Annotated in this window: 15 protein-coding genes and 1 other RNA gene; 3 read left to right on the forward strand and 13 right to left on the reverse strand. The window is 34.8% G+C overall.

The genetic code is table 11. From position 1 onward, the window contains the following. Positions 1 to 27: 27 nt before the first annotated feature. Together CEY12_RS04700 and CEY12_RS04705 are read right to left on the reverse strand one after the other, a co-directional pair. Complete coding sequence (locus CEY12_RS04700; protein ID WP_089026587.1) at positions 28 to 978, reverse strand: glycosyltransferase family 2 protein; 951 nt, start codon at positions 976 to 978, stop codon at positions 28 to 30. Positions 979 to 995: 17 nt separating this feature from the next. Then, positions 996 to 1,574, reverse strand: a complete 579-nt coding sequence (locus CEY12_RS04705) for a DUF4199 domain-containing protein (RefSeq protein WP_089026588.1) — start codon at positions 1,572 to 1,574, stop codon at positions 996 to 998. A 132-nt stretch (positions 1,575 to 1,706) separates the two neighbouring features. Between CEY12_RS04705 and ffs the strand changes: the two genes are divergently transcribed. Beyond that, positions 1,707 to 1,804, forward strand: an RNA gene (ffs, locus tag CEY12_RS04710) — signal recognition particle sRNA small type. A 15-nt stretch (positions 1,805 to 1,819) separates the two neighbouring features. Here the strand turns inward: ffs and CEY12_RS04715 are convergent. The 6 genes from CEY12_RS04715 to gyrA form a co-directional block, all read right to left on the reverse strand. After that, on the reverse strand, positions 1,820 to 2,506 hold the full coding sequence (locus tag CEY12_RS04715) for a metal-dependent hydrolase (RefSeq protein WP_089026589.1): 687 nt from the start codon (positions 2,504 to 2,506) through the stop codon (positions 1,820 to 1,822). A gap of 341 nt (positions 2,507 to 2,847) precedes the next feature. Continuing rightward, the gene (locus tag CEY12_RS04725; RefSeq protein ID WP_089026591.1) at positions 2,848 to 3,297 is read right to left on the reverse strand and encodes an SRPBCC family protein; all 450 of its coding nucleotides are present in this window, start codon (positions 3,295 to 3,297) and stop codon (positions 2,848 to 2,850) included. Positions 3,298 to 3,310: 13 nt separating this feature from the next. Beyond that, positions 3,311 to 4,240 (reverse strand): 1,4-dihydroxy-2-naphthoate octaprenyltransferase, encoded by a 930-nt coding sequence (menA, locus tag CEY12_RS04730; RefSeq protein WP_089026592.1) that lies wholly within the window; start codon positions 4,238 to 4,240, stop codon positions 3,311 to 3,313. A gap of 70 nt (positions 4,241 to 4,310) precedes the next feature. Further along, on the reverse strand, positions 4,311 to 5,147 hold the full coding sequence (locus tag CEY12_RS04735) for a 1,4-dihydroxy-2-naphthoyl-CoA synthase (RefSeq protein ID WP_089026593.1): 837 nt from the start codon (positions 5,145 to 5,147) through the stop codon (positions 4,311 to 4,313). 176 nt (positions 5,148 to 5,323) lie between these two features. Continuing rightward, positions 5,324 to 6,349: a tetratricopeptide repeat protein gene (locus CEY12_RS04740; RefSeq protein WP_089026594.1), complete on the reverse strand. Its 1,026-nt coding sequence runs from the start codon at positions 6,347 to 6,349 to the stop codon at positions 5,324 to 5,326. 23 nt (positions 6,350 to 6,372) lie between these two features. Beyond that, complete coding sequence (gene gyrA, locus CEY12_RS04745) at positions 6,373 to 8,973, reverse strand: DNA gyrase subunit A (protein ID WP_089026595.1); 2,601 nt, start codon at positions 8,971 to 8,973, stop codon at positions 6,373 to 6,375. A 148-nt stretch (positions 8,974 to 9,121) separates the two neighbouring features. Between gyrA and CEY12_RS04750 the strand changes: the two genes are divergently transcribed. Further along, positions 9,122 to 9,436 (forward strand): DUF4286 family protein, encoded by a 315-nt coding sequence (locus CEY12_RS04750; RefSeq protein ID WP_089026596.1) that lies wholly within the window; start codon positions 9,122 to 9,124, stop codon positions 9,434 to 9,436. 52 nt (positions 9,437 to 9,488) lie between these two features. Here the strand turns inward: CEY12_RS04750 and CEY12_RS04755 are convergent, their stop codons facing one another. The 3 genes from CEY12_RS04755 to CEY12_RS04765 form a co-directional block, all read right to left on the reverse strand. Further along, entirely contained in the window at positions 9,489 to 9,731 is a 243-nt protein-coding gene (locus tag CEY12_RS04755) for a hypothetical protein (protein WP_089026597.1), read from the reverse strand. Between the two features lie 167 nt (positions 9,732 to 9,898). After that, positions 9,899 to 10,399 carry a GNAT family N-acetyltransferase gene (locus CEY12_RS04760; protein ID WP_089026598.1) on the reverse strand — a complete coding sequence of 167 codons (501 nt, stop codon included), beginning with the start codon at positions 10,397 to 10,399 and terminating at the stop codon, positions 9,899 to 9,901. A gap of 5 nt (positions 10,400 to 10,404) precedes the next feature. Beyond that, entirely contained in the window at positions 10,405 to 10,917 is a 513-nt protein-coding gene (locus CEY12_RS04765) for a DUF421 domain-containing protein (RefSeq protein WP_089026599.1), read from the reverse strand. A 165-nt stretch (positions 10,918 to 11,082) separates the two neighbouring features. Between CEY12_RS04765 and CEY12_RS04770 the strand changes: the two genes are divergently transcribed. Then, a complete protein-coding gene (locus CEY12_RS04770) occupies positions 11,083 to 11,628 on the forward strand; it encodes a hypothetical protein (protein ID WP_089026600.1) in 546 nt (181 codons plus the stop codon). 49 nt (positions 11,629 to 11,677) lie between these two features. On the opposite strand, the gene CEY12_RS04775 is transcribed toward CEY12_RS04770, so the two are convergent. Both CEY12_RS04775 and CEY12_RS04780 read right to left on the reverse strand, forming a co-directional pair. Further along, complete coding sequence (locus CEY12_RS04775) at positions 11,678 to 11,812, reverse strand: bacteriocin-like protein (RefSeq protein ID WP_089026601.1); 135 nt, start codon at positions 11,810 to 11,812, stop codon at positions 11,678 to 11,680. A gap of 139 nt (positions 11,813 to 11,951) precedes the next feature. Beyond that, on the reverse strand, positions 11,952 to 12,347 hold the full coding sequence (locus tag CEY12_RS04780; protein ID WP_089026602.1) for a hypothetical protein: 396 nt from the start codon (positions 12,345 to 12,347) through the stop codon (positions 11,952 to 11,954). Positions 12,348 to 12,375 lie beyond the last annotated feature (28 nt).

Consider the following 12,375-nt stretch of genomic DNA (forward strand, 5'->3'; position numbering starts at 1 on the left):
GACACCTTCTACAATAAAAGGGTTCTACTATATCACTTCATCGATATTGTAATTTTTATGTTCCCTATTGGTTCTGATGATCATTTCGCCTAAAAATCCCGCGATAAAAAGAAGTGTCCCCATAATCATCATCGTTAAAGCAATAAAAAACCATGGATTATTGGTAATAAGATGTCCATAGATTCCTCTTGAAACATCTATTAATTTTGAAACTCCCAGCCAAAAAGCGGAAAGAAATCCAAAAATAAACATAATGGTTCCTACTGCTCCAAAGAAATGCATAGGTCTTCCTCCAAAACGGCTTACAAACCAAAGGGTTACCAAATCCAGAAATCCACGGATAAATCTTTCTGTTCCAAATTTAGAGGTTCCGTAAGGTCTCGCCTGATGCCGTACTTCTTTTTCTGTAATTCTCCTGAAACCAGCATTAGCAGCTAGAACCGGAATGTAACGGTGCATATCTCCGTATACGTCTATTGATTTTACAACCTGCTTTTTATACGCTTTCAATCCGCAATTGAAATCATGCAACTCTACTCCGGAAACTTTTCTTGCCGCAGCATTGAAAAGTTTTGAAGGAACATTTTTGGTCATTACATTATCGAAACGCTTCTTTTTCCAACCTGAAACAATATCGTAATTGTCTTCAATGACCATTTTATATAAATCAGGAATTTCTTCCGGAAAATCCTGTAAATCAGCATCCATTGTAATAACCACATCTCCATGCGCTCTTTCAAAAGCAGCATGCAGTGCCTGAGATTTCCCATAATTTCTGGAAAATTTAATCCCATGAATCTGGGGGTGCTGAACCTTCAGATTTTCAATAATGCTCCAAGACAGATCCGTACTTCCATCATCTACAAACCAAATTTCATAGGACAAGTTGTTTGTTATACAAACAGTATTGATCCTAGAAAACAGCTCTTCCAGAGAGTCTTCTTCATTAAGTAACGGAATAATTATAGATAAATTCATTTAACTTTTATAAAAATTTATTGGTGAATCGTTTTTGTTCTGAAAAACGCTCCGAAAAACAGTGACAAAACTACGTAAAATATAAGAATTGCTGCAAAATATCCTGAAAAATGACTTGCCGTAAGCATATCTTTTCCTTTAACAGCCTCCGGAGAAAAGCTTTGAATTCTCTCTTTATATTTTTGATCCAGTTCGTCGATGTCTTTTTGATGTTTTAAAATCTTTCTCGCAGACTTATATTCAGAGTCTAATTCTGATTTTTGTCTTTCAACATATTGGTAATTTAACAGCTTTTTTGCATCTGTATCAACAAAATTTAAGAATGCATAAATGCTAAATATGGAAAGAATCCCACCAATAAACATGGGCATAAAAGATCTTTTAAAAGCTTCCCTAAAACCCATTTTATGGGTATTCCAACGGGATTTTACGGACCAAAACGCAGCTCCTGCATAAATAACCGGCAAAACGAATGCATTGATTTTGAGCGAAGTATCAAAATAATGGATTCCTGAGAAGAAGTAATACGCTATAAAAAAAACGATCATTGTAGCGATAAACAGTATAATTCCTATGGTGGATGGACTTTTCGTCATATTCTTATTTTTAGAAAAATTTTAGAAAAATTATTGCCCTAAATTTCAGCAATTTAGCCTTAACAAAGCATTTTTTCATTCACTTTTCTGTAATATTATTTTCAAATTTATAATTAATTCCTATCTTTGCACCGGCAAGTCCTACACAACCAGCTCCTGAGAATCCTCCAGGGTGGGAACACAGCAAAGGTAATTGGTCGTAGCGGTGTGATGTAGGTAGCTTGCCATTTTTTATTTCTTTTATTCTAAAATTCAAACTCCTCTCCCAATTTCGGTAAAACAAGCTCAACATTTTTATCACTGAAATGTTTTAAAGCAGTTTCATGATTAATTTCAATAGCAGGGAAAGTATCAAAATGACATCCGATTACTTTAGGTGTTTTTAATAATTCTGCTGATGCAAAAGCAGCTTTTCTAGGACACATGGTATAGTGGCTTCCAATCGGCAAAATTGATAAATCAATATGTCCATATAATTTTGGAAATAATTCCATATCTGCCATCACTCCTGTATCACCAGCTAAATAAATATTCTTACCTTCAGGAAGTCTGAAAATATACCCTACAGGAACACCTCCATAGCTTCCATCCGGGAACGAACTTGTATGGTGAGCCGGAACCATTGAAATTTTAAGATCGTCGATTTTTGCCGATCCTCCTAAGTTCACATCTTCTTTATTTTTTGCTGCTTTAAAATAAGCGCATACTTCAGGTACTCCAATTACTGTTGCATCAGGATGAAATTCTAAAACTTCAGCTACATCGGCAATATGATCACCATGTGCATGCGTCAGTAAAATATAATCTATTTTCTGAGCCGAAATATCAAATCCTGATTCGGCTTTTTTATAATTATAAAAAGGATCGCTTAAAATAGTTTTATCCTTATACGTAAACAAAAAACAGTTTTGTCCTAAGAATTGTATTTTCATTTTATTTTTAATTTTATGTTTAATTATGAAACGATTTGAGAGTTTATACAAACTTCTACTGATGTATAAATTTGATATAATGCCCAAATATTTAGTATGATCATTGCAGTTTGACAAACTGCGAGAATGAATCTCCTCTTTAAAAACTTGCTTACCATTAAAACAGACAGGATAGTATTGAAAATTAATACAGATGCAACAATTAAAGCAATTGGACTGAAATCAGAGATCATCATCCCGCCCATTAATTCTTTAATAAACTCATAGAAAAATATGATTGCCAGCAAAAGTGATACATAAGATATTACCTTGTAAGCTGAAATATTCTTCATAAGCCCGCCTTATTCCTGTGGAAACTTATCTTCAATTAACCTTAGATTAATACCATGTTCCAGAAAGGCTTTACAGCCGTCTAAAACTGTCGTAAAACCACCTGTATTATCATTAATTGTTTTTAAGAGATCTTCACCTGTCTGAGTGAATCCATAGCTTTTAATCACTACAAAAGTTCCCTTCTCCATCTCCTTAAATTCATAATCTACTTTACTTGAAGGATCGCCCCATTCCGTTTTTATTAAACGATTGGGAATGATTTCATGGACAGTAACATTATTTTTCACCCCATACATCTCCCATTCCCAGGTAATTGTTTTACCTTCTTCCAGTTTTCCGCTCGATTTGGTAAACCAAAACTGAGTGGTTAATTCAGGGTTGACAAATGCCTCAAATACCTCTTGAATAGGTTTTCTGATAAGCATTTGAGCTTCAACGTATACAGGAGAATTGCTCATAATGATCATTTATTTAGTTAAAAAAATTGAGTCCGATTGCTGTTAACACAGCCATTGTAAATGTAAGAATACCTACCTGTTTCAGATACTGATCAAGTTCTTTAGGCTCTTTTACAGACATTATTTTTCTTCTTAGCTTAGCAAATGGAATCAACAGGATCATTACAATAAAAACATAATAGTTTTGTGATTGTATAAAACCATTTATTCCTAAAAAGATAAGAATCAAAATAAGAGGAAGTTGCAATAGGATCATTTCGTAGATCATGGCATTTCTGAATCCCAACCTTAAAGCAAAACTATTTTTTCCTGATAATCTATCACTTTCAATATCTCTCATATTATTCAGGTTCAAAACAGCCATACTCATCATACCAATTGCTGTCCCGGGTAATAGCATATCCCAGCTGAATGTTTTCGTAAATAGAAAATAACTGCCACAAACTGAAACCAAACCAAAAAAGATAAATACAAAAAGGTCTCCCAATCCCATATATCCATAAGGCTTTTTCCCCATTGTATAACCAATAGCTGCCAAAATACTCGCTACTCCTAAGCCTATAAAAATGTAAAATTCATTCATGTAATTAGGAATAAAAGCGGCATATAACAGTCCTACAGTGGCTATAAAAGATAATGCCGAAAGTAAAATAACAGCATTCTTCATTTGCTGAGCAGTAATTCGTCCTGAAGCTACCGCCCTTGCTTCTGCTTCGTTGATTCTTTTAGCATCTGTTCCTTTCACTCCATCACCGTAGTCATTGGCATAGTTTGACAGGACCTGATATAGCAAAGTCACCAAAAGTGCCAGTGCAAAAATTTTCCAGTCCCAAACACCACCTTCTCCATACAATTTCCATTTGGCAATGAAACTTCCCATAATAATTCCGCTTAAAGAAAGCGGTAAAGTTCTTAGCCTAGCGGCTTTTATCCAATCTTTCATACTTATAATTGATAAGCGATAATTGATAAATGATGCACCAATGATCATTTATCAATTATCATTTATATTTTTATGATATCCATTGATCTTTCCCGAAGTCCGGTTTTCTCTTTTCAAGAAATGCATTTCTACCTTCCTGTGCCTCTTCGGTCATATAAGCCAAACGAGTTGCTTCACCGGCAAAAACCTGCTGCCCAACCATTCCGTCATCTGTTAGGTTCATAGCAAATTTCAGCATTCTGATCGAAGTTGGAGATTTAGCTAAAATTTCCTGCGCCCATTCGTAAGCAGTATCCTCTAATTCTTCATGAGGAATTACAGCATTAACCATTCCCATATCTAAAGCTTCCTGAGCTGAATAATTCCTACCTAAAAAGAAGATTTCACGCGCTTTTTTCTGACCTACCATTTTTGCCAGATAAGCTGAACCATATCCACCATCAAAGCTGGTAACATCTGCATCAGTCTGTTTAAAAATAGCATGTTCTTTACTTGCTAAAGTAAGATCACAAACCACATGAAGTGAGTGCCCACCACCTACTGCCCAACCGGGAACAACAGCGATAACTACTTTAGGCATAAAACGGATCAACCGCTGAACTTCTAAAATATTCAACCTATGTCTTCCATCTTCACCTACATACCCCTGATGTCCTCTTGCTTTTTGGTCACCTCCACTACAGAATGCCCATCCTCCATCTTTGGGACTTGGACCTTCTCCGGAAAGCAAAACAACTCCTATTGAAGAATCTTCATAAGCGTCATAGAAAGCATCATATAATTCTGAAGTAGTTTTAGGTCTGAAAGCATTACGAACTTCCGGTCTGTTGAAAGCAATTCTCGCTACACCATTACATTTTTTATAGGTAATATCTTCGTATTCTTTGGCGGTTTTCCACTCAATCATTTTGTAAAAATTTTTCTCAAAGATACGGAATTGCAAAGAATTTTAACGCCAGAAAATAAGGATTATCATCTAAAAAAACATTGAAATCAATGAAGTAAATTTTTGCACTGGAAACCAAAAAAAACCGAAACAAAAGTTTCGGTTTTTTTATTATTCCGTTCTTAAAAAAGAATAAATTATTTAGCTTTTCCTGCAAGTTCAGCTTCCTTAGCTTTCATTTCAGCCATTTTAGCCTGATTCTTAGTAATGCTATAAATCTCTTTTAACATAGTAACAGCATTTACATCAGTAGGAAGAGCCTTATACCAACTTTCAGCATAAGGTAAAGCTTTGTTAAATCTTTCCTTTCTTGCTTCAATTAATTTAGTAGCATCATCCGGTTTAGTTTTTCTAAGCGTATTAATTTCCGTTACAGCTTTTTCATCTTCTCCGATTATAGCATAAACTAAATTCTGATATGCATTGGCAAAGTCAGGTTTCAGCTCAATAGCCTTCTTAAAAGAAGCCTCAGCATCTGCAGCACTGGCAGTATTTTTAGACTGCATAACCCCTAAATTATACCAGTTAGTTGCATCATTAGGATTTTTAGCTAATTGCTCCTTCAAAGTAGCAACAAATTTATCCGTATTTCCAGACTGATAATAAGCAGTACTTTGGAAATCCTTTAGTTTTGCATTGTTAGGAAATTTAGCCAATCCTTTTTCAATGATTGCTACCGCTTCATCATTCTTCTTAGCATTTAACAACAATGTAGCTAAAGTTTCATACAAATCAGCTTCTACACTTGGTGTTTGTTCTGTTTTGAAATCAATATAATCTGACGATTTTTTCAACATATCCCAAGTCCCTTTATCGTAAGTAGCAACCTGACCTGTTTTTTTATCTTTTGCAGTATAGTTGGTCTGAACTCCTGTATACCCTGAATTGATTAATTCCGTATATATCTTAACGGACTCGTCAATATTATTAGCCAAAGCATAATTAAGCCCCGCATAATACATGTATACTTTGTCATCCTGGCCGTTTGCTTTTAGCAAGTTATATACCTCTAAAAATTTAGGAGCCGCAACAGTATAGTTTTTTGCATTATATGCATCCATAGCTGCTTTGTTAGCCTCTTGTAGCTGAGCATTTGTATCTTTCTTCTGTCCGAAAACAAAAGCCGAAGAAATGATCGCTATACTTAAAATTAGCTTTTTCATAATCAGAATTTATTTTATTTACATTATTCTTCAGACTCAGAATTTTCAGCCTCTCCTGTTGGCTGATCTTCTTCTGAATTATTCTCTAATTGTGGTGTTACATTTGTCTCTTCATTGATGCTTTGTGTAGCTTCCGCTCCTTCTTCACCTTCTTCTAATTCTTCTTCTACATCTTTATCCATTGCTACTTTTGCAATCGCCGCAATCTCATCATTTTTCTTAAGGTTGATCATTCTCACTCCCTGAGTATTTCTACCCATTACTCTCATCTCATCCATATTCATACGGATTGCTACACCTGATTTATTGATAATCATTAATCCATCCTCATCAGTTACGTTTTGGATCGCAATAAGATTTCCTGTTTTCTCAGTTATATTAAGAGTGATCACTCCTTTTCCTCCTCTGTTGGTAATTCTGTAATCCTCTACAGCAGTTCTCTTACCATATCCTTTTTCAGATACCACCAAAACAGTTTCGTTTTCTACGTCGTTCACAACAATCATACCAATTACCTCATCATTATCTTCCATGGTAATCCCGCGAACACCGATAGAACCTCTACCCACTTCTCTTACTTTTTCCTCAGGGAAACGGATACATTTACCATTTTTAGTAGCGATCATAATCTGAGAAGTTCCATTTGTTAACCATGCACCCAACAGCTGATCATTATCTCTGATCTCAATAGCATTGATCCCATTAACTCTCGGTCTTGAGTATGCTTCAAGTGATGTTTTCTTGATCGTACCATTTTTGGTAATCATCACAACGCTCATCTGATTGATGTATTCTGCATCTTTCAGATCATTGGTTCTGATATATGCTTTGATCTTATCATCCGGCTCGATGTTGATCAGGTTTTGAACCGCCCTTCCTTTGGCCGTTTTAGAACCTTCAGGGATTTCAAACACCCTCAACCAGTAACATTTTCCTTTCTCGGTGAAGAACAACATATATTGGTGATTGGTTGCAGAAACAATATACTCCAAGAAATCTGAATCTCTTGTTGTAGCCGCTTTGTTTCCTACTCCACCTCTGCTTTGAATTTTATATTCTGAAAGTAATGTTCTCTTCACATATCCTGCGTGAGAAATTGTAAGAACTACCGCTTCATTAGGAATAATATCTTCAATTGACATTTCCCCTCCTGAATAATCGATTTCAGTTCTTCTTTCGTCACCATATTTTTCTTTTACTTCAAGCAATTCTTCTTTAATGATTTCAAATCTTCTGCTTTCTTTAGCTAAGATATCTTCTAGATTCAGAATTTCTTTCATGATCGCATCGTACTCATCACGGATCTTATCAAGTTCCATTCCCGTTAAACGAGCCAAACGAAGATCAAGAATTGCCTGAGCCTGAATTTCAGAAAGATCAAACTCCTGAATTAAACCTTCCTTAGCTGCCTGAGGGTTTGCACTGTGACGGATGATAGAAATAGCCTTATCCAATGAATCCTGTGTGCCGATCACTTTCATGAATCCTTCCAAGATGTGAGCTCTTTCTTTTGCTTTCTTAAGCTCAAATTGAGTTCTTCTTATAACAACATCATGTCTGTGTTCTACAAAGTGATGGATAATATCTTTTAGGTTTAATTGTTCTGGTCTACCATGTACCAAAGCAATATTATTAACGCTGAAAGATGTCTGAAGTGAAGTATATTTATATAATAAATTCAATACGACATTAGGAATTGCATCGTTCTTTAATTCATAAACGATACGAAGACCCTTTCTATCGGATTCATCTCTTATCTCATAAATTCCAGGAATTTTTTCGTCTTTAACCAGTTCAGCAGTTCTGGCGATCATTTCAGCTTTGTTGACCTGATAAGGAATTTCGCTAACGATAATCGCATTTCTGTTCCCTATTTCTTCGAAACTAACTTTTGCTCTAAGAACTACTCTTCCCCTTCCTGTATGGAAAGCATCTCTTACTCCATCATAACCATAGATAATTCCACCTGTTGGAAAATCCGGAGCAATAATGTGCTGCATCAATTCATCAATGGTAATATCTTTATTATCGATATAAGCAGCAATAGCATCTACTGACTCAGACAAGTTATGTGGCGCCATATTGGTCGCCATACCAACCGCAATACCGGAAGTTCCGTTTACTAAAAGATTTGGGATCTTGGTAGGCATTACAGTAGGTTCCTGCAAGCTGTCATCGAAGTTATTCTGAAAATCAACTGTTTCTTTGTCTAGATCAGCAAGGATATCGTCAGAGATCTTTTTCAGTCTGGCTTCAGTATAACGCATTGCTGCTGGTGGATCTCCATCCATGGAACCGAAGTTACCCTGCCCATCAACCTGGGGATAACGTAAACTCCAAGGCTGTGCCATTCTTACCATTGCATCGTATACAGAAGAATCTCCATGTGGGTGATATTTACCTAAAACATCCCCAACAATTCTTGCAGATTTTAAGTATTTTCTATTAGAAAAAACCCCTAATCCATACATACCATAAAGCACTCTTCTATGAACGGGTTTCAAGCCATCTCTTACATCAGGTAACGCTCTGGAAACGATAACCGACATCGAATAATCGATATAAGATGACTTCATTTCATCAACAATGTTGATAGGAATTAGTCTTTCTCCTTCTTTTTGCATAAACAAATTTTATTATAATGATAGTCAGACTTTTAGCTGTGAGTCCGAAAATTATTTATTTTGGTTTTTTATTAACGGGCTAATTTACGAAATTTTTACCGATTTTTGTGGTAGAATTTATCCACAAAATCTTAAAAATTCTTAAAATATGAGCGTATTAAGTATAACTTTCCACTGCACAAAAAACAATCTTGAAGAATGGGAAAATTATATGGAGGAGACTTTGGTTTTAATGACTGAAAACCTAATGGATGTCAACAAATATATTCTTTCTGAAGTGCACACCGACTATATTGACGAAGGTAAAAATTACAATCTCTTACTGATCTTTGATAATGATGATCTTCGGACAGACTTTATTGAAAGTGAACTTCTAAATATTACCGAGAGAGTAGAAAAACAGTTTGGGCAGGAAGTTATGATTTTCAACACATTTTTGAATCCAAAAAAGTCCAGATTATAATAAAATAAAAACGCCCTGAGATGCCAGGGCGTTTTTGGTTTATTATGAGATTTTAATCTCTGTGATGTTTCTTATGTTCTTTATGCCTCCCTCTTCCCCTGTCATCATATTCATAATAGTACACTCTCTTCTTAACCTGGCCTGGCGCATAATATCTGGCGCTTCCACCATAGACTTTTTTAGCTTGTCCCGGAGGTAATCTCCTCCCTCTGTGACCATGATATTCCTGAACCGTACAGCTTGTCAGCATCACAATTACAGAAGTCAAAGCCAATGTTTTAATCAACCCTTTCATATTTTCATTGTTTCGAATTTCGATATGAATATAAACAAGGTTGATGCCAACAATTAGATAAAAATGTAAAACTGTAAAATTGCAAAATAGGAAATCATTAATCTACACATATATAACAGTTTTACAGATCCGCAATTTTACGATTTAACAAAAGCTTCAACTATTAACTAGTCAAACCCAACTGTTTCACTTCTCTTTTCAAGCATCACCAGATCCTTCCATTCTCCGTTCAGTTTTCCTACTTTTTTACGGACACCTACCGTTCTGAATCCATTTTTCTGATGAAATTTGATAGATGCTTCATTTTCGGGAAATATATTAGACTGCAGAGTCCAGAATCCATGGTATTCGCTATCTAAAATCATCTTTTTAAGTAAAACCGAGCCTAAACCCTTTCCCTGATAATTAGAATCAAAATAGATACTTACCTCAGCGACTCCCTTAAAACATTCCCTTTTGCTTACCGGCTTCAAAGCAGCCCAGCCCACTACCTCATTATCTTCATTTTCCAATATCCACCTGCAATCGTTAAAAAATTCGGTATTCCACACCTCCCTATTCGGAGCCTCTGTTTCAAAAGTTGCAATTCCACCATCAATTCCCTGCTGAAATATTTCTAACACACGCACTTCATCACCCGGAAGCATTTCTCTGATCTCGTAGTTCATTTTATTTATTGATATTTTCTTTTATTCTTTCTTTTTATTCTTGAATAGTGAGTTTGTTTCGTTTGATTATCTTCTGAAACCACACTGATATTTCCATCAACCTCCAGAATAGATAACTTTACATTTTCTATCTTTTCAACTCCATGTTCCCTGATTGCTTCCTCCAGTTCATCCTTGGTAATTTTAACCTTATTAAGGGCTTTTTCATCCACTTTTCCATCTCTTATTAAAATTACAGGATCTTCTTCCATAAATGTTTCGAATGAACGGTTTGAAAACATTAATCTTTTTACTATAAAGTTAGCAGCAAAAAGGACCAATGCCGCAATAAGACCTCCCTGTAATGAAGTATCAGGACCTACCATTGCATTCTGTACTGCATTAGAAATAAGAAGCAGTAAAACCACATCTCCTGCATTAAGCTGAGAAAGCTGATTTTTCCCAAATAAACGAATTGCAATAACCATGAACAGGTAAACGCAGAGTGAGCGGACTACAACATCTAGGATAGAATTCACTGGATTTATTTATATCGACTCAAATGTATAAATTTTTCTGATTCTGTTTATCATTTTTAAAGAGACTGTCAAAATTTTAAAACAGACAAACCTGAATTATTTCACCTTTCTCAATTTATCAATGGCATAAAGTTTGAGACTTCCTTACACATCCAAACACAAATTATGAAACATCTATTTTCTTGCTTATGTATTCTATTAATTTTCAACAGCTGTGTTACAAGCAAGACAACATCTGAAGTTGAAGTTTCCTCAAAAATAGATCAATTATACAAGTATACCAGCTCATCAAATTCGATTTCATCCAAAGAATTGTTTTCTCCAGACCTAAAAAATATACTTGATGAAGCACATAGTATTTCAGTAGCTGATGCGGAAAGAATAAAGAAGAGTGATCACCCGACTGATAAACCGGCAATGGTAGAAAGTTTTATTTTCACAGGTGTACCCGATGCTACAAAACAAAAAGTAACGAAGATAAGTATAACCGGAAATACTGCTGAAGCCATTGTAGAACTTGAAATTGGTGAATACAAAGCCGATGATAAAACATATCCGGCTGTAATTTGGGAGAATACAATTCAGTTAATTAATGATAATGGTTGGAAAATCGATAACATTATTTTCACTGAACGATCTAATCTTAAAGAACAGTTAAGAGCTTTTATTACAGAAACAAAAAAAGGATTGCAGGGAACAGCTCAAAAATAAATATCATTTTTAACTAAAAAGAGCTGCCTCGTCAGGCAGCTCTTTTATTTTACGGACATTGAGCAATTGGAACTTCGCTGCAAACCGTTTGATTTAATCTTTCACAGTATACACAGTACTTTTTTGGCTGTCCACCATATACCGATTTCAATTCCTGCTTGTTAAGTTTCTTTAAATTGTTCATATTGTTTTAATTTTAATGGTTGGTTAAATTTAAAACGAAATACTTATTAATTTATTACAGTTTTCCATAGAAAATTTTCACTATTTACAGTTCAAAAACAAGAACCATAAAGAATCTGCATTATTTTTTTTGAATATTATTATCTGTTATCAATCTCAACAGTTACCGGCATCACATATGTATAAGCTACGATATTCTGATTAAAATTTTTGCGGTTTATTGTCAGGTTGGATAAAACATTTTCAATCTCTTTGCTTACATTTTTACAGTCACCTGTAGAATGGACATTTACTATTTTTCCATTTTCTGTAATATCAAATTTTACCTCTGAATTTACAACGCCTTGTTTATACTCATAATTCAGAAAATCAAAATTATTGATCAGTTCTTTTCTGATTTTACTGAACGTATCATTTTTATTCAATTGAATCTCCTGAATTACGTTAGTATCAGTAGTTTGTGCATTAAGCATATTCATTGATATCAACCCAATGGCAAAAAGCGAAGCAACAAATATTTGAATTTTATTTTTCATAACTATATGGTTTTAAATATTATAATTG

It is taken from the genome of Chryseobacterium sp. T16E-39 (assembly GCF_002216065.1).
Classification (GTDB): domain Bacteria; phylum Bacteroidota; class Bacteroidia; order Flavobacteriales; family Weeksellaceae; genus Chryseobacterium.

What these genes read in the sequence shown, in the direction of transcription:
- gyrA (WP_089026595.1), bottom strand. Translation starts at nt 8,973, where the DNA reads ATGCAAAAAGAAGGAGAAAGACTAATTCCTATCAACATTGTTGATGAA.
- CEY12_RS04775 (WP_089026601.1), bottom strand. Translation starts at nt 11,812, where the DNA reads ATGAACAATTTAAAGAAACTTAACAAGCAGGAATTGAAATCGGTATAT.
- CEY12_RS04715 (WP_089026589.1), bottom strand. Translation starts at nt 2,506, where the DNA reads ATGAAAATACAATTCTTAGGACAAAACTGTTTTTTGTTTACGTATAAG.
- CEY12_RS04780 (WP_089026602.1), bottom strand. Translation starts at nt 12,347, where the DNA reads ATGAAAAATAAAATTCAAATATTTGTTGCTTCGCTTTTTGCCATTGGG.
- CEY12_RS04755 (WP_089026597.1), bottom strand. Translation starts at nt 9,731, where the DNA reads ATGAAAGGGTTGATTAAAACATTGGCTTTGACTTCTGTAATTGTGATG.
- CEY12_RS04725 (WP_089026591.1), bottom strand. Translation starts at nt 3,297, where the DNA reads ATGAGCAATTCTCCTGTATACGTTGAAGCTCAAATGCTTATCAGAAAA.
- CEY12_RS04750 (WP_089026596.1), top strand. Translation starts at nt 9,122, where the DNA reads ATGAGCGTATTAAGTATAACTTTCCACTGCACAAAAAACAATCTTGAA.
- CEY12_RS04705 (WP_089026588.1), bottom strand. Translation starts at nt 1,574, where the DNA reads ATGACGAAAAGTCCATCCACCATAGGAATTATACTGTTTATCGCTACA.
- CEY12_RS04760 (WP_089026598.1), bottom strand. Translation starts at nt 10,399, where the DNA reads ATGAACTACGAGATCAGAGAAATGCTTCCGGGTGATGAAGTGCGTGTG.
- menA (WP_089026592.1), bottom strand. Translation starts at nt 4,240, where the DNA reads ATGAAAGATTGGATAAAAGCCGCTAGGCTAAGAACTTTACCGCTTTCT.
- CEY12_RS04700 (WP_089026587.1), bottom strand. Translation starts at nt 978, where the DNA reads ATGAATTTATCTATAATTATTCCGTTACTTAATGAAGAAGACTCTCTG.
- CEY12_RS04770 (WP_089026600.1), top strand. Translation starts at nt 11,083, where the DNA reads ATGAAACATCTATTTTCTTGCTTATGTATTCTATTAATTTTCAACAGC.
- CEY12_RS04735 (WP_089026593.1), bottom strand. Translation starts at nt 5,147, where the DNA reads ATGATTGAGTGGAAAACCGCCAAAGAATACGAAGATATTACCTATAAA.
- CEY12_RS04740 (WP_089026594.1), bottom strand. Translation starts at nt 6,349, where the DNA reads ATGAAAAAGCTAATTTTAAGTATAGCGATCATTTCTTCGGCTTTTGTT.